The organism is Streptomyces sp. NPDC041205, assembly GCF_055591765.1.
The window spans coordinates 517,680-533,407 of record NZ_JBVIZH010000006.1 but is presented as its reverse complement, the minus strand read 5'-3'; the positions used below and the strand labels follow the sequence as shown (position 1 = coordinate 533,407).

Below are 15,728 nucleotides of genomic sequence, written 5' to 3'. Positions count from 1 at the left end.
GGGTCCGGCCGCGGGCGGTTGGGCGTACACTCGCTCAACTCGCCTTGTACGTAAACATTTGGGCGATTCGTCCACCACGCAAACGCGGCGATGTCATGCGGTGCGCCCTTGACATCGGGATGTTCCATTGCCGACACATCGGGCCGGGTCCGGCGGATTGTGTTGCTGCGGAGTGGTGACACGCCATAGAGTCGCCAACCGTCGGCATGGTGCCACGCTGACCTATCTAGAAATTTCCTGGTCACCAAGGAGGTAAGACGACTTGTGAATGAGTCGACATTTGCTCCCGGGGGTGGTCAACCAGGAATGACTGGACGAGGCCAAGGCCCCGTCGGGCTTCAGGCTGTCGGCTCCGTCGCTGTCCGCACCTTCGAAGCCCGCCAGAGTCCGCAGCCGACACAGTCAGCACCCCAGAGCATGGATGGCCATCACGTGAACGCCATGGCCGGCGACCGGAGTGGCGAGAACACCACCCCCACCTCTCTCGCCGACTACGAGGAACTGCCCCAGGGTCACTTCTACGACCCCGACGCGGAGTACGAGCCCGATCCCGAGTACGCGGCCACGCTCGCCCCGGACGCTGCCCGTCAGCGCCGCGAGCGCATCGGCCCCACGGGACGCCCGCTGCCGTACTTCCCGATCCCGGGGCCGTTGACCGACCACGGCCCCGCGAAGATCATCGCGATGTGCAACCAGAAGGGCGGCGTCGGCAAGACCACGTCGACCATCAATCTGGGCGCCGCGCTCGCGGAGTACGGGCGCCGGGTGCTGCTCGTCGACTTCGACCCGCAGGGCGCGCTCTCGGTGGGTCTCGGTGTGAACCCGATGGAGCTCGACCTCACCGTCTACAACCTGCTCATGGAGCGGGGCATGTCGGCGGACGAGGTCCTGCTGAAGACGGCGGTCCCCAACATGGACCTGCTGCCCAGCAACATCGACCTCTCCGCCGCCGAAGTGCAGTTGGTCAGCGAGGTCGCGCGCGAGTCCACGCTGCAGCGCGCGCTCAAGCCGCTGATGGCCGACTACGACTACATCGTGATCGACTGTCAGCCCTCGCTCGGCCTGCTCACCGTCAACGCGCTCACCGCCGCGCACAAGGTGATCGTGCCGCTGGAGTGCGAGTTCTTCGCGCTGCGCGGTGTCGCCCTGCTCACCGAGACCATCGAGAAGGTCCAGGAGCGGCTCAACCCCGACCTGGAGCTCGACGGCATCCTCGCGACGATGTACGACTCGCGCACGGTGCACAGCCGCGAGGTCCTCGCGCGCGTGGTCGAGGCGTTCGACGATCACGTCTACCACACGGTGATCGGGCGGACCGTGCGCTTCCCGGAGACCACGGTCGCCGGTGAGCCGATCACGACGTACGCCTCGAACTCGGTCGGTGCGGCCGCCTATCGCCAGCTCGCCAGGGAGGTGCTCGCCCGGTGTCACGCCGAGTGAGTCTGCCGGGGGCCGACGAACTGTTCCGTACGACCGGGGGGATGGCGCTGCAGGCGTCCACCCCGCGGCGCCAGGCGAATGGCGAGGCGAGGGTGCCCGCTCCGGCGGGCGAGAGCGACGAGGCGGCCGCCGAGGAGTCCCACGCCGCCCCGCAGGGGGACGAGGAGTCCTCCGAGCACGCGGAACACGCCGCCGCGGACGCGGAGTCCGGCGGCGGTTCGCGCAGCCGGTCCGCGGCCGGCACCGACGCCGAGAAGGCGTCGGGGCGGCGGGCGGCGCAGGAAGGTTCTGCCAGCCCCGCCCCCGGGGGCAAGTCCGCGAACGCGGCCGGGGGTACGTCCGCGCAGGCGCGGCGCCGGGCCCGTGCCGCCAACCGGCGGCCCAGCGGGCGTGAGCGGCACGACGAGAAGATCACCGTGTACGTCTCCGCCGAGGAACTGATGGACCTCGAACACGCGCGGCTCGTGCTGCGCGGGGAGCACGGGCTCGCGGTGGACCGGGGGCGCATCGTGCGCGAGGCGGTGGCCGTGGTGCTCGCCGACCTCGAATCGCGTGGGGACGCGAGCATTCTCGTACGACGGCTGCGTGGGCGGTAGCGGTACCTTTCCGCGTAGTGCCCCGCCGTTGCCGCTTCCTTGGACCGTGATGCCGACCGACGCCGATCCCGCTGAGTCCCGTCGTCCGCGGCGGGTGCTGGGGCGTGGTGGGGCGGTTTCTTCCCCGAGCCCGCCCTTTCCCGAGACCGGGGGTGAGCCCCCGGAGCTCCCCGAGGCCCCGGAGGCCCTGGGCGGGCGCAACGCGGACATGGCGGACATGGCGGACGTGGAGGACGCTCCGACCGTCGAGGAAGCTCCTGCCGAGTCCGACGAAGCTCCTGCGGAGCCCGACGACGGGCGGTTCAAGGTTCGGCTCGCGAACTTCGAGGGGCCCTTCGATCTGCTGCTTCAGCTCATCTCCAAGCACAAGATGGACGTCACCGAAGTCGCGCTGTCCAAGGTGACCGATGAGTTCATGGCGCACATCCGGAGCATGGGGCCGGACTGGGACCTGGATCAGACGACCGAGTTCCTGGTGGTCGCGGCGACGCTGCTCGATCTGAAGGCGGCGCGGCTGCTGCCCGCCGCCGAGATCGAGGACGAGGCCGACCTGGCGCTGCTCGAAGCACGGGACCTGCTGTTCGCGCGGCTGCTGCAGTACCGCGCGTACAAGAGGATCGCGGACATCTTCAGCGGGCGGCTCGACGAGGAGGCGCGGCGCTATCCGCGCACCGTCGGCCTGGAGCCGCACCACGCCGAGCTGCTGCCCGAGGTCGTCATCAGCATCGGCGCCGAAGGGTTCGCCAAGCTCGCCGTGAAGGCGATGCAGCCCAAGGCGAAGCCGCAGGTGTACATCGACCACATCCACGCCCCGCTGGTGAGCGTGCGCGAGCAGGCCGCCGTGGTCGTGGCGCGGCTGAAGGAGCGTGGCGAGGCGAGCTTCCGCGCCCTGATCGAGGAGCTGGGGCCCGACGACACCCTCACCGTCGTCGCCCGTTTCCTGGCGCTCCTCGAGCTGTACCGGGAGAAGGCCGTCGCCCTGGAGCAGGAGGACGCGCTCGGCGAGCTGACGGTGCGCTGGACCGGCGGGGACGGCGAGGCGGAGCCGACCGTGACCGACGAGTTCGACCGGGCCCCCGAGCCGGACGAGGAGAGGAAGCCGTGAGCGCAGCGCAGCACATGGGCGCAGGGCAGCAGGGCAGCGCAGTGCAGCAGGGGAGCGCGGGGCAGCGGGAGAGTCCCGCGGGAGACCTGCGGGCCGCCGTCGCCGAGCTCGACCTCAAGCCCGCCCTGGAGGCCGTCCTGATGGTCGTGGACGAGCCCGCGACCGAGGAGCACCTGGCGAAGGTCCTCGAACGCCCCCGGCGGGCCGTCGCCGACGCGCTGCGGGAGCTGGCCGACGAGTACACCGTGCAGGGCCGCGGCTTCGAGCTGCGCCTGGTGGCGGGCGGCTGGCGGTTCTACACCCGGCCCGCGTACGCCCCCGCCGTCGAGGGCTTCGTCCTGGACGGGCAGCACGCCCGCCTCACCCAGGCGGCCCTGGAGACCCTCGCCGTCGTCGCCTACCGCCAGCCGGTCAGCCGCTCGCGGGTCTCGGCGGTGCGCGGAGTGAACTGCGACGGGGTCATGCGCACCCTGTTGCAGAGGGGTCTGGTGGAGGAGGCGGGCGCGGAACCCGAAACAGGTGCGATCCTGTACAGGACGACGAACTACTTCCTGGAGCGGATGGGCCTGCGCGGCCTGGACGAGCTCCCCGAGCTCGCGCCCTTCCTCCCCGAGGCGGACGCGATCGAGGCGGAGACCCAGGAGGGTGTCCCGTCGTTCGACCCGGACGCACCCGATGCGCCGGGTTACGAGGACGCAGACGACTAAGACGGACATTTGATGCGAAGCAGCAGCGGCAGGAACAGCAGCGGAAACAACGGCGGGAGCCGTGGTGGCAACAGCGGCGGCCGCGGCAACAGTGGCGGCCGCCCCAGCGGTGGCGGTCGAGGCAACAGCGGCGGCCGTCCCACGGGCGGTGGCCGCGGCAACAGCGGTGGCGGCGGCCGCGGCGACTACCGGGGTGCCGGTGGCGGCCGTGACGACCGGCAGGGCAGCGGCCGCCCCAGCAAGCCCCGCCCCGAGGAGCGGCGCTACGACGTGGGCCCCGGCGGCACCCAGGACGGCCCGAAGTCGGGTCGCGGCGCGTCGGCGCGCGGCGGCGCCAAGGGCGGCCCCAAGCGCGGCCAGGAGCAGCGCGGCGCCGGTCGCGGCCGCCCGGCCCCGGCGTACTCGCGCGAGTACGAGACCCGGGCCGAGGAGCGCAACCGCGAGCGGTACGCGGGCAAGCCCAAGGTGAGCCCGCCCAAGACCTTCCCCGGCGCCGAGCAGGAGGGCGAGCGGCTGCAGAAGATCCTCGCCCGCGCGGGCTACGGCTCGCGGCGCGCCTGCGAGGAACTGATCGAGCAGGCCCGCGTCGAGGTCAACGGCGAGATCGTCCTGGAGCAGGGCCTCAGGGTCGACACGGACAAGGACGAGATCAAGGTCGACGGCCTGACCGTGGCCACGCAGTCGTACCAGTTCTTCGCCCTGAACAAGCCCGCAGGCGTCGTCTCCACCATGGAGGACAACGAAGGGCGCCAGTGCCTCGGCGACTACACGAACAACCGCGAGACGCGGCTGTTCCACGTGGGCCGGCTCGACACCGAGACCGAGGGCGTCATCCTGCTCACCAACCACGGTGAGCTGGCGCACCGCCTGACCCACCCGAAGTACGGCGTGAAGAAGGTCTACCTCGCGCACATCGTCGGCCCGATCCCACGCGACCTGGGCAAGCAGCTCAAGGACGGCATCCAGCTTGAGGACGGCTACGCCCGCGCGGACCACTTCCGCGTCGTGGAGCAGACCGGCAAGAACTACCTGGTCGAGGTGACCCTGCACGAGGGCCGCAAGCACATCGTGCGCCGCATGCTGGCCGAGGCCGGGTTCCCGGTCGACAAGCTGGTGCGCGTCGCCTTCGGCCCGATCACGCTGGGCGACCAGAAGTCGGGCTGGCTGCGCCGCCTGTCCAACACCGAGGTCGGCATGCTGATGAAGGAAGTCGACCTGTAGGCCTGCCCCAGGTCTTGGTGGGTACGTCGTCGGCCGCTCGCTCCCGCAACGGGTGCGGGCGGCCGCGGTGGTTCGCGGGTGGCCGCCCGGCTGCCGCGTGCGGTTGTCTGGGATGCTGTGCGGATGATCGAACTCAGCGCGGCCGACCTGGGCTCCGTCGTCGCGGAACAACCCGACCCGCTGGTCTTCGCCACGGTCTCCGGGGCGCATCTGTACGGGTTCCCGTCCCGGGACTCGGACGTGGACCTGCGCGGGGTCCATCTGCTGCCCGTGCGGGCCCTGGTGGGGCTGCGGGAGCCGGAGGAGACGCGGTCGCGAGGGGGGTACCTCCCTGTTCGAGCGGAGCCGGGAACTCGGGGGCGGGTGCGCGACGGCGTCGAGCTGGACCTCGTCACGCACGACCTCAGGAAGTTCGTCCGGCTGCTGCTGCGGCGCAACGGCTACGTCCTGGAGCAGTTGCTCTCGCCGCTCGTCGTGCACACGGGCGCCCTGCACGAGGAACTGGCGGCCCTCGCGCCCGGCGTGCTCACCTCGCACCACGCGCACCACTACCGGGGCTTCGCGGCCACCCAGTGGAAGCTGTTCGACCGCAGCGGCGAGCTGAAGCCGCTCCTGTACACGTTCCGGGTGCTGCTGACCGGCATCCACCTGATGCGCACCGGCGAACTCCAGGCCCATCTGCCCACGCTGCTCGACGAGGCGCACGCCCCCGGCTACCTGCCGGAGCTGATCGCGGCCAAGCGCGAGGCCGAGCACGGCGCCGCCGACGTCGACCACGCGCGCGTGACGGCCGACGTCGAGCGCCTGCACACCGTCCTGGACGAGGCCCAGGCGGCCTCAGACCTGCCGGACGCCCCCGTCGCGTACGACGCGCTGCACGACCTCGTCGTACGGGCCCGCCTCCAGGGCTGAGGCCCGGCGGGCGCGGAACAGGAAGTCCTCGACGCGCCGCCGGTCCGGCTCCGGGGGCAGCGGGGTGCGGTCCGCCGCCGTGTCCGCCTCCGCCGCGAGGCGCGTCATCCACGCCTCCACCTCGGGCCAGCCGACCTCGCCGCGCTTGACCGCGAGCAGCGCGTCGCGCCGGTCGCCGACGTCGATGGTCAGCTCGCCCGTCAGGAGCAGGTCGCGGCAGCTCATCAGGAGGCGCAGCAGGTGCATGGCGTGTTTCCAGCGCGGGGCGCCGTGGGTGCGGACATCCACGTCGAGCTTCTTGCGCTGGCCGAGGGCGTAGCGGGCGAAGGTCTCGTGGGCCTGGCGGGACAGGAAGGCCGTGCGCAGGGCGAGGAGTTCGCGGCCGGTGTCGGTGACGTGCTCCACGAGCGGGGAGTGCAGGCACTCCAGGACGTTCGGGTTGGCGCGCAGGGCCAGCTCGCAGAAGCGTTCCAGCTCCCAGCCGAACTGCTCGTCGGCGGGGCCGTCCACGTGCCTCGGGGGCTTCTCGAAGCGCCAGAACAGCGGGGTCGGCGCGAGGAACACCCCGCGGCGGTCGGTGTCGCTGCCGTCCGTGGCCAGGCCGAAGGCGCGCGAGCCCATGACGCAGGCGTAGATCGTGTGGTCGCGCACCAGGTCGTGCGGGTCGAGCGGGTCCTGGGGGAGCGGCGCCGGGTTCATGCCCGGAGGGTACGGCCTCGCTCAGGTGAGCCTGATGGAATTTCCGCTGATGTCGATGCCGCGCGGCGGCAGCGGGCGCGGCGCCGGGCCGCCCGCGACCGCGCCGTCCGCCACCCGGAACCTACTGCCGTGGCACGGGCAGTTGACCGTGCCGCCGTCGACGTCGCGGACCGTGCAGCCGGAGTGCGTGCAGACCGCCGAGAAGGCCTTGAAGTCGCCCTCGGCGGGCTGGGTGACGACGACCTTCTCGTCCTTGAAGACCTTGCCGCCGCCGACCGGGATGTCCGAGGTCTTCGCGAGCACCGGCCCCTTGGGCGCCTCGCCGGTCGCGTCCGGCGAGCCGCCGGACCGGGACGCGGTCGGGCTGCTGGGCGGCGGCTCCGGCTCCGCGCCCTCGTCGCCGTACTTCGAGCACCCGGTCGCCGCGGCGGCGGCCAGCGCGCCCGCCGCCAGGGCCGTGCGCCGGGTGGGGCGCCCGCCGCCGCTCACGTGCTCACCCCGAACGTACGGAAGAACCACAGCGCCGACGTAAGCCACACCACCGTGAGCGCCGCGAAGACGAGCCCGCCCACCACCGGGAGCAGCCAGCCGGGCAGCCGTTCCGAGCGGAGCAGCAGCATCTTGGCGCTGAACGCCCCGAAGAAGAAGCAGCCGAGGGCGGAGTGCCACAGCACGCGCGTCGTCGTTGTCTGATACCCGAGGGCGTACAGGCAGTGCACCGCGACCGGCACCGCCACCAGGAACGCCACCCGGCCCGACCAGCGGTGCAGCCCCGCCGACCAGGACGGGCCCGGCAGCTTGCCGTACACCATCAGGGCCGACACGACCTGGAGCACCGCGAAGCCGAGGGCCGTCGTGCCGAGCCAGGACTTCACGGCGCCGGTGCTGCTGAACCCGGCCAGGTTGAAGGCGGTGCCCTCCGGGTCGTGGACCTTGCCGTACGCCCCGAGGCCCACCGCGACCGCGGCGGCGACCAGGGCGGGCACCAGATAGCGGGCGGGGTGCGCGCGGGGCGGGCCGCCCGCGCGGGGCGGCACGGGGAAACCGCCCTGGGTGGGGGCGTTCGGGTCGACGCTCATGAGGGCTCCCTGGGGGACGCGGGGTCGCGTGCGGGCGCGGGGGGCGGCGGTCGAGGGCGCGGGCGGGGTCAGGGCACCACGGGGCGTGCGGTGAGGCGGCCGCCGTCGGCCAGGGCGACGGCGCCGGTGTCCGGGTCGAGCCGGGGGGCCTCGGCGGGCTCCCCGTCGCGGGTGAGGATGCCGACCTGGCTGCCGTCGGCCTGGACGATCCAGCCGCCGTCGAGCTTCTCGCCGCGCACCTCCGACGTGGCCCGGTACACCCCCGCCGGCTTGCGGGTCTTCGGGGCGGTGAACGCCCAGGTCCGCTTGCGGATCTCGACGGTGCCGCGGACCTTGTCCCCGACGATCCGGCCGTCCAGCTTCGCGCCGTGCTTGCCGGTCAGACGCATCGACCCGTCGTCCTCGACATCGCCCTTGAGCCAGGACTCGGTGGCGCGGCCGTCGCAGAAGTACGCGACCGCCTCGCCGTCACGGAGCGTGATGGCGATCGAGGCCGAGTCGTCGTCGGTGCGGCCCGCGTACCGGGCGTCGGCCGGGGGCTTCTTGGCGGGCTTGGGCGTGCGGCTGGGGTTCGGGCGGTCGCCCGGGGCGCTCGTGGTGGGTGACACGGTCGGTTCGGCCGCGCCGGACGAGGAGTCCGAGTACGACGAACTGCCCGTCCCCGACGTCGCGTTGACCGACAGCATGAACAGGGCCAGCACCAGCCCCGCGAGCAGCGTGAACAAGGGTCCTGAGCGCTTCATACGTGCCCCCCGAGGCGCGTGGCCTGACCCTCCATGCAAGCCGACCCGGACCCCGGCGTCCAGAGGCGCACGGAGGCTGTGCGCCCGTGGTGCGGGTGGGGCGCGCGCCGGTTGCGCCAAGTGGCGGAGGGCCTCGCCGCGGGTGACATTGGCAGGGTCCGGGGCCCCTGCCCCCGCGGGCGGGGCCCGGCCACGAACCGAAAGGCAGTACGACCATGGCGGGTAACGATCTGGGCGGTCTTCTCGGCGGCCTCCTCGGCGGCGGCCAGCAGGGCGGGGCCGCGTCCGGAGGCGGCGCCACCATCCTCGGCGCGCTGCTCGGCGCGTTGATGAGCAAGGGCGGCGGCAACAACCCGCTGGGCGGACTCCTGGACGGGCTGACCAAGGCCGGGCTAGCCGACCAGGCCCAGTCGTGGGTGGGCCCCGGCGAGAACCAGCCCGTGAACGGCGAGCAGGTGCGGCAGGCGGTGCCCGACGACACGCTCCGGCAGGTGGCCGAGCAGGCGGGCGTCTCGCCCGAGCAGGCCGCGGACGAGATCGCCCAGGTGCTGCCGGGGGCCGTCGACCAGCTCACGCCGGACGGCCAGGTGCCGTCCGGGTCCCTGGAGGACATCATCCGCCAGCAGCAGCTCTGACGCGGACGCGAGGCGCGCGGCGGCCGTCTCGGCAGACGGGCGCCGTGCACGCGTGTCCGGGGGCCTGACTACCCTTGCCGTACAGAAAGAACAGCGCACGCGAGCGAGGAGCAGCACGGTGGCGGTACGAGCGGTGCGGGGCGCCGTCCAACTGGAGCGGGACGCGGCCGACCACATGAGTGAGCAGGTCGGCGCGCTGCTCACCGCCGTGCTCGAGCGGAACGGACTGACCGCCGCCGACCTGATCTCCATCTGGTTCACGGCGACCCCCGACCTGCACAGCGACTTCCCGGCCGTCGCCGCCCGCGAGCTCGGCCTCGCCGACGTGCCGCTGATCTGCGCCCAGGAACTCGACATCGACGGGGCCATGCCGCGCGTCGTGCGGATCCTCGCCCACGTCGAGTCCGACCGGCCGAGGTCCGAGATCGCGCACGTCTACCTCGGCGCGGCCGCCGCACTCCGCAAGGACATCGCCCAGTGAGAAGCGCCCTCGTCATCGGCACCGGCCTCATCGGCACCTCCGCCGCCCAGGCCCTGGCCCGCCGCGGCGTCACCGTCCACCTCGCCGACCACGACCCGGAGCAGGCGCGCACCGCGGCCGCGCTCGGGGCGGGCACCAGCGAGCCCCCGGCCGCACCCGTCGACCTGTGCGTGGTCGCCGTGCCGCCCGCGCACGTCGCCGCCACCCTCGCCGAGGAGATGCGGCGCGGATCGGCGCGCGGCTACCTCGACGTGGCCAGCGTCAAGGGCGGGCCGCGCCGGGAGCTGGAGTCCCTCGGCCTGGACCTCACGCCGTACATCGGTACGCATCCCATGTCGGGGCGGGAGCGCAGCGGGCCCCTCGCGGCCTCCGCCGACCTCTTCGAGGGGCGGCCGTGGGTCCTGACGCCGACGCGGGACACCGACACCGAGGTCCTGAACCTGGCCCTGGAGCTGGTCGCGCTGTGCCGGGCCGTGCCCGTCGTCATGGACGCCGACGCCCACGACCGGGCGGTCGCGCTCGTCTCGCACATGCCGCACCTCGTCGCCAGCATGGTCGCCGCCCGCCTGGAGAACGCGGAGGAGGCGGCGGTACGCCTCTGCGGCCAGGGCATCCGCGACGTCACCCGCATCGCGGCGTCCGACCCGCGGATGTGGATCGACATCCTGTCCGCGAACCCCGGCCCGGTGGCCGACCTGCTCGCGGAGGTCGCCACCGACCTCGACGAGGCCGTGACCGCGCTGCGCAGCCTGCAGTCCGCCGACGAGTCCAAGCGGCAGGACGGCGTCACCGGCGTCGAGGGCGTGCTGCGGCGCGGCAACGCGGGCCAGGCCCGCGTCCCCGGCAAGCACGGCTCCGCGCCCGCCGTGTACGAGATCGTGGCCGTCCTCATCGACGACCAGCCCGGCCAGCTCGCCCGGATCTTCGCCGACGCGGAGCGGGCCGGCGTCAACGTCGAGGACGTCCGCATCGAGCACGCCACCGGCCAGCAGGCGGGCCTCGTCCAGCTCATGGTCGAGCCGCAGGCGGCGCCGGGGCTCGCGGCGGGGCTGCGGGAGCGCGGCTGGTCGCTGCGGCAGTGAGGGGCGCGGGGGGCTCACGGCCCGGGGGTGAGGGCAGGCCGGGGTCGCCGCCCCGGAGCCTCCGGGCGGGCCGCGGCCCGGGACCGGGAAGGGCCCCGCTCAGGAGCCAGTAACCTTGTGCGGGGCGCCGAGCAGGCGGCCCACCCCGTCCCCCGCACCGAGAAAGGTGTCCGCTCCCCGTGGAATCCGTGGAAAAGACCGCCGCCGCAGGCCCGGCCCCCGTGATCGTCGCCATCGACGGGCCCTCCGGCACGGGGAAGTCCAGCACGTCCAAGGCCGTCGCGGCCCAGCTCGGCCTGAGCTACCTGGACACCGGAGCCCAGTACCGGGCGATCACGTGGTGGATGGTGGCCAACGGCATCGACCTCACGGACCCGTCCGCCATCGCCGCCGCGGCCGGCAAGGCGGAGATCGTCTCGGGCACCGACCCGTCCGCCCCGACCATCACCGTCGACGGCACGGACGTCGCGGGCCCGATCCGCACCCCGGAGGTCACCTCCAAGGTGAGCGCGGTCAGCGCCGTCCCCGAGGTGCGCACCCGGATCACCGAGCTGCAGCGCTCGATCGCCGCCGCGGCCGAGCTCGGCATCGTCGTCGAGGGCCGGGACATCGGCACCACGGTGCTGCCCGACGCCGACCTCAAGATCTTCCTGACGGCGTCCCCGGAGGCCCGCGCCGCCCGCCGCTCCGGCGAGCTGAAGGGCGCCGACGTCGCCTCCACGCGCGAGGCCCTCATCAAGCGGGACGCCGCCGACTCCAGCCGCAAGACCTCGCCGCTCGCCAAGGCGGCCGACGCCGTCGAGGTGGACACCACCGAGCTCACGCTGCAGCAGGTCATCGAGTGCGTCGTCACGCTCGTCGAGGAGAAGCGGGCCGGGAAGTGAGTCCGGTTCCGTCGGTGCGCGGTGCGTCCGCCCCGCGCGTCGCCCCCTCCGAGCGCGGCGCCGACGTCGGCCGCCGCATCGGCGTGGGCCTCATGTACGGCCTGTGGAAGCCCCGCGTCCTGGGCGCCTGGCGGGTCCCCGCGACCGGCCCGGTGATCCTCGCCGTGAACCACTCGCACAACGTCGACGGCCCCATGGTCATGGGCGTGGCGCCCCGGCCGACGCACTTCCTGATCAAGAAGGAAGCGTTCGTCGGGCCGCTCGGCCCGTTCCTGCGGGGCATCGGCCAGCTCCAGGTCGACCGGACCACGGCCGACCGCACGGCCATCACGGACGCGCTGGCCGTCCTGGACCAGGGCGGGGTCCTCGGGATCTTCCCCGAGGGCACCCGGGGCGACGGCGACTTCGCCTCGCTGCGCGCGGGCCTCGCGTACTTCGCGGTGCGCTCCGGGGCGCCGATCGTGCCCGTCGCCGTCCTCGGCAGCACGGAGCGGCGCGGGCGGCTGATAAAGCAGCTGCCACCGCTGCGCAGCCGCGTCGACGTCGTCTTCGGCGATCCCTTCGACGCGCAAGAGGGGCTGCGCAGCTCGGTTGAGGGCGGTGGCGGGAGACGGGCGGGCGGCAGCGGGCCGCGTACGCGCAAGGCGCTCGACGAGGCCACCGTGCGCATCCAGGGGCAGCTCACCGCCCACCTGGAAAACGCCAGGCGCCTCACCGGGCGCTGAGTAAGACTTTCAGTAGTGGACCGCCGCGCGGCGGCCACCGATCACCACGATGAACGACGAGGTACGGACTTCATGAACGACCAGATCCAGCCCGAGGGCGAGGGCTCGGCCCAGCACGCCGAGCACGACCACGGTGCGCTTGGCGACGCCGAGTATGCAGCGTTCATGGAGCTCGCCGCCGAAGAGGGCTTCGACATCGAGGACGTCGAGGGCGCCATCGAGGCGGCCGGGCACGGCCCGCTGCCGGTGCTCGCCGTCGTCGGCCGCCCCAATGTCGGCAAGTCGACGCTCGTGAACCGCATCATCGGCCGCCGCGAGGCCGTCGTCGAGGACAAGCCGGGCGTCACCCGCGACCGCGTCACCTATGAGGCCGAGTGGGCGGGCCGCCGCTTCAAGGTCGTCGACACCGGCGGCTGGGAGCAGGACGTCCTCGGCATCGACGCGTCCGTGGCCGCCCAGGCGGAGTACGCGATCGAGGCGGCCGACGCCGTCGTCTTCGTCGTGGACGCGACCGTCGGCGCGACGGACACGGACGAGGCCGTCGTGCGCCTCCTGCGCAAGGCGGGCAAGCCCGTCGTGCTGTGCGCCAACAAGGTCGACGGCCCCTCCGCCGAGGCGGACGCGGCGATGCTGTGGTCGCTCGGCCTCGGCGAGCCGCACCCGGTCTCCGCGCTGCACGGCCGCGGCACCGGCGACATGCTGGACGCCGTCCTGGAGGCGCTGCCGGAGGCGCCCGAGCAGAGCTTCGGCACGGCCATCGGCGGCCCGCGCCGCATCGCGCTCATCGGCCGCCCGAACGTCGGCAAGTCCTCGCTCCTGAACAAGGTCGCGAACGAGGAGCGCGTCGTCGTCAACGAACTGGCGGGCACCACCCGCGACCCGGTCGACGAGCTCATCGAACTCGGCGGCGTCACCTGGAAGTTCGTCGACACCGCCGGTATTCGCAAGCGCGTGCACCTGCAGCAGGGCGCCGACTACTACGCCTCGCTGCGCACCGCCGCCGCCGTCGAGAAGGCAGAGGTCGCCGTCATCCTGATCGACGCCAGCGAGTCGATCAGCGTGCAGGACCAGCGCATCGTCACCATGGCGGTGGAGGCGGGCCGCGCCGTCGTCCTCGCGTACAACAAGTGGGACACCCTCGACGAGGAGCGCCGCTACTACCTGGAGCGGGAGATCGAGACGGAGCTCGCGCAGGTCGCCTGGGCGCCGCGGGTGAACGTCTCGGCGCGCACGGGCCGGCACATGGAGAAGCTGGTCCCGGCGATCGAGACGGCCCTGGACGGCTGGGAGACGCGCGTGCCGACGGGGCGTCTGAACGCCTTCCTCGGCGAGCTGATCGCCGCCCACCCGCACCCGGTCCGCGGCGGCAAGCAGCCCCGCATCCTGTTCGGCACGCAGGCGGGCACGAAGCCGCCGCGGTTCGTGCTCTTCGCCTCGGGCTTCATCGAGCACGGCTACCGCCGCTTCGTGGAGCGCAGGCTCCGTGAGGAGTTCGGCTTCGAGGGCACCCCGATCCACATCTCGGTGCGGGTGCGCGAGAAGCGCGGCCAGAAGACCCAGAAGAAGAAGTAACCGCGGTACGCGGCAGGGGGCGCGCCCGCCCCTGAGCGCGCACGCGACGATGCCCGGCCTTCCACGGGGAAGGCCGGGCATCGGCTTGTGGGGGCGGGGCCCGCGGCGCCCGGAGTCAGCGCTCGCGGCGCGGGCCCGGCGGGAGCGCCGCCGGGAAGAGCTGGCCGTAGCCGGTGTGGTCGGCCTGGCTCGGCTGGCCGTAGCGGGCGACGTGGAAGGGGCTGTGCCGGGGGTCGTGCCGGGGGTCGTATCGCGGGTCGTGCCGGACCGGGTGGCGCGGTTCGTACCGGGCGTCGTGCTGACCGGCGCCGTGCTGGCTGCCGTAGGGCGCGGTGCCGAACGCGTTGAACCGGAGTTCCTCCTCGCCGATCCGGTCGCCGGGAAGGGCGCGGAACGCCCTCATGTACTCCGAGTACAGCGCGTCGTAGATCGGCGTGGCCGAGTGGGCGCCCGACACGTCCTGCGCCGTGCGCATGGACGGGATGGGGCTCTGGTACGGCCGGTGGGGTGAGGGATCGTATGCGTGCACGTCTGGGCCAACGACCCCGGGGCCGGACGGATGCGGGGAGAAGCACCGCATTCGCCTGGTAGGCGGCAGTGGCCGCCCGGGTGCCGTCCGCGCGCCGGGCACCCGGCGCGCGGACGACCCCCGGGGCGGGCTCACGTACCGGCCAACGGCATGCCGCACGCGACCAGTTGGCCGCGGCCCGCGGCCCGGTCCAGGGCACCGCGCAGCAGGTCCTCGCGGGGCTGGCGGCCGATGGCACCGGCGGGCGCCGCGAAGAGCAGCACCGACTGCAGCTTGTTGGCCGCGGCCCGCCAGCCCTCGGTGACCTGGAGCGGCTGGTGCGCCTGCCACCAGGCGACCTGCGGGCCGTTGCCGGTGCCGGGCTGGAGGATCGCGTGCAGCTGGCCCATGGCGAGCAGCACCGACCAGCCGTGCAGCGTCGCAGGCACGCCGTCGAGAGACGTCACCGGCATGAAGCCCTGCTCGATCAGGAGCGGCAGGAAGTCGTCGCCGCCCCCGGGCGCGGCGCCGGGGCGTGCGATCGGCCCGGTCGGCTCCACGACGAGCGCGGGCCGCAGTTCGCCCTCGATGAGGACGAGGCCGCTGGTGACGCCGAGCACGGCCTGCTCGGGGCGGCCGCTGATGGCCGCGGCGGAGTCGGGGGCGACACCGGTGTCGGGGGTTTCGCCGGTGATCGAGCGGACGGCGCCCTGGAGCTGCTCCTCGGCCACCTCGACGATCTGGGACGGCAGGCAGACGGCGTGGGCGAAGGCCAGCACGGCGGTCTCGTCGCCGACGAACAGGACGGTGCTGGTGCGCTCGCGGTCCGAGTCGCCGGGGGTGCGACAGGAGGTGCAGTCGTAGGCGCCCGGGGCGTTCTCCCCGGCGAGCAGGCGGTCGGCTTCTTCATCGCCGATCTCGGCGCGTACCTCGTCGCTGAGGTCGAGCATGCGCGGCACGGGTGGCTCCTCGGAATCGATGCGTGGGGTGTCCGGGTGGTGCCCGGCTCATGAAGGAGACAACGGGCGATCAGTGGTGCAAGTCACGCGCGGGGGCGAACGGAATTGAACTGTCCTGAGCGGAGCGTGAGTTGATGGGCGGAATCAGTCACTCCACGCCAACGACTGCTGAGGGCAAGGAAGTTGGGGCAGTGAACTGAGTCACAGATCGATTCGGGTGAGGGGTGACATGTCTTGATATCGGACTATTAAGTGGGTGTCCGAAACTCGACGATACTCCCGGTAACGGTCGACTGGCCTGGAATGACGAGGATCCGGTTGATGGCGGGGCGAGAGCGCTCCTAGATTCCACCGCCGTGTGCACTGAGCACCGCTCGGGT

At 72.9% G+C, this 15,728-nt stretch carries 18 protein-coding genes; 12 read left to right on the top strand and 6 right to left on the bottom strand.

What is annotated here, in order from left to right:
* Positions 1–306: 306 nt before the first annotated feature.
* The 6 genes from ACZ6BG_RS27425 to ACZ6BG_RS27400 all read left to right on the top strand — a co-directional run bounded on the left by ACZ6BG_RS27425 (position 307) and on the right by ACZ6BG_RS27400 (position 5,981).
* A complete protein-coding gene (locus ACZ6BG_RS27425) occupies positions 307–1,440 on the top strand; it encodes a ParA family protein (protein ID WP_468452703.1) in 1,134 nt (377 codons plus the stop codon).
* Positions 1,425–2,036 (top strand): hypothetical protein, encoded by a 612-nt coding sequence (locus ACZ6BG_RS27420; protein ID WP_469006136.1) that lies wholly within the window; start codon positions 1,425–1,427, stop codon positions 2,034–2,036. The genes ACZ6BG_RS27425 and ACZ6BG_RS27420 overlap by 16 nt, the downstream gene beginning before the upstream one ends.
* A gap of 217 nt (positions 2,037–2,253) precedes the next feature.
* Positions 2,254–3,141: a segregation and condensation protein A gene (locus ACZ6BG_RS27415; protein WP_469006134.1), complete on the top strand. Its 888-nt coding sequence runs from the start codon at positions 2,254–2,256 to the stop codon at positions 3,139–3,141.
* A gap of 14 nt (positions 3,142–3,155) precedes the next feature.
* Positions 3,156–3,848: an SMC-Scp complex subunit ScpB gene (gene scpB, locus ACZ6BG_RS27410; RefSeq protein WP_469006230.1), complete on the top strand. Its 693-nt coding sequence runs from the start codon at positions 3,156–3,158 to the stop codon at positions 3,846–3,848.
* Between the two features lie 12 nt (positions 3,849–3,860).
* A complete protein-coding gene (locus ACZ6BG_RS27405) occupies positions 3,861–5,069 on the top strand; it encodes a pseudouridine synthase (RefSeq protein ID WP_469006132.1) in 1,209 nt (402 codons plus the stop codon).
* A gap of 123 nt (positions 5,070–5,192) precedes the next feature.
* Positions 5,193–5,981 (top strand): nucleotidyltransferase domain-containing protein, encoded by a 789-nt coding sequence (locus ACZ6BG_RS27400; protein WP_469006130.1) that lies wholly within the window; start codon positions 5,193–5,195, stop codon positions 5,979–5,981.
* Here the strand turns inward: ACZ6BG_RS27400 and ACZ6BG_RS27395 are convergent.
* The 4 genes from ACZ6BG_RS27395 to ACZ6BG_RS27380 all read right to left on the bottom strand — a co-directional run bounded on the left by ACZ6BG_RS27395 (position 5,907) and on the right by ACZ6BG_RS27380 (position 8,502).
* A complete protein-coding gene (locus ACZ6BG_RS27395; RefSeq protein ID WP_469006128.1) occupies positions 5,907–6,680 on the bottom strand; it encodes a nucleotidyltransferase domain-containing protein in 774 nt (257 codons plus the stop codon). The genes ACZ6BG_RS27400 and ACZ6BG_RS27395 overlap by 75 nt on opposite strands.
* Before the next feature lie 21 nt (positions 6,681–6,701).
* The gene (locus tag ACZ6BG_RS27390) at positions 6,702–7,169 is read right to left on the bottom strand and encodes a Rieske (2Fe-2S) protein (protein ID WP_469006126.1); all 468 of its coding nucleotides are present in this window, start codon (positions 7,167–7,169) and stop codon (positions 6,702–6,704) included.
* Positions 7,166–7,759 (bottom strand): DUF6529 family protein, encoded by a 594-nt coding sequence (locus ACZ6BG_RS27385; RefSeq protein ID WP_469006124.1) that lies wholly within the window; start codon positions 7,757–7,759, stop codon positions 7,166–7,168. Before ACZ6BG_RS27385 ends, ACZ6BG_RS27390 begins: the two co-directional genes overlap by 4 nt.
* Before the next feature lie 68 nt (positions 7,760–7,827).
* Positions 7,828–8,502, bottom strand: a complete 675-nt coding sequence (locus ACZ6BG_RS27380; protein WP_469006122.1) for a hypothetical protein — start codon at positions 8,500–8,502, stop codon at positions 7,828–7,830.
* A 167-nt stretch (positions 8,503–8,669) separates the two neighbouring features.
* Here ACZ6BG_RS27380 and ACZ6BG_RS27375 point away from each other — a divergent pair, with 167 nt between their 5' ends.
* The 6 genes from ACZ6BG_RS27375 (at position 8,670) to der (ending at position 13,881) form a co-directional block, all read left to right on the top strand.
* On the top strand, positions 8,670–9,137 hold the full coding sequence (locus tag ACZ6BG_RS27375) for a YidB family protein (RefSeq protein WP_469006226.1): 468 nt from the start codon (positions 8,670–8,672) through the stop codon (positions 9,135–9,137).
* 118 nt (positions 9,138–9,255) lie between these two features.
* Complete coding sequence (gene aroH / locus ACZ6BG_RS27370) at positions 9,256–9,618, top strand: chorismate mutase (protein WP_469006120.1); 363 nt, start codon at positions 9,256–9,258, stop codon at positions 9,616–9,618.
* Positions 9,615–10,700, top strand: coding sequence for a prephenate dehydrogenase (locus tag ACZ6BG_RS27365; RefSeq protein WP_469006118.1), 1,086 nt, complete (start codon positions 9,615–9,617; stop codon positions 10,698–10,700). The genes aroH and ACZ6BG_RS27365 overlap by 4 nt, the downstream gene beginning before the upstream one ends.
* A 188-nt stretch (positions 10,701–10,888) precedes the next feature.
* Positions 10,889–11,584, top strand: a complete 696-nt coding sequence (gene cmk / locus ACZ6BG_RS27360; RefSeq protein ID WP_469006224.1) for a (d)CMP kinase — start codon at positions 10,889–10,891, stop codon at positions 11,582–11,584.
* Complete coding sequence (locus tag ACZ6BG_RS27355) at positions 11,542–12,309, top strand: lysophospholipid acyltransferase family protein (protein WP_469006116.1); 768 nt, start codon at positions 11,542–11,544, stop codon at positions 12,307–12,309. The genes cmk and ACZ6BG_RS27355 overlap by 43 nt, the downstream gene beginning before the upstream one ends.
* A 72-nt stretch (positions 12,310–12,381) precedes the next feature.
* A complete protein-coding gene (der, locus tag ACZ6BG_RS27350) occupies positions 12,382–13,881 on the top strand; it encodes a ribosome biogenesis GTPase Der (RefSeq protein WP_468452722.1) in 1,500 nt (499 codons plus the stop codon).
* A gap of 115 nt (positions 13,882–13,996) precedes the next feature.
* On the opposite strand, the gene ACZ6BG_RS27345 is transcribed toward der, so the two are convergent.
* Positions 13,997–14,356 carry a hypothetical protein gene (locus tag ACZ6BG_RS27345; RefSeq protein WP_469006114.1) on the bottom strand — a complete coding sequence of 120 codons (360 nt, stop codon included), beginning with the start codon at positions 14,354–14,356 and terminating at the stop codon, positions 13,997–13,999.
* A 185-nt stretch (positions 14,357–14,541) separates the two neighbouring features.
* A complete protein-coding gene (locus ACZ6BG_RS27340) occupies positions 14,542–15,348 on the bottom strand; it encodes a hypothetical protein (protein WP_469006112.1) in 807 nt (268 codons plus the stop codon).
* Positions 15,349–15,728 lie beyond the last annotated feature (380 nt).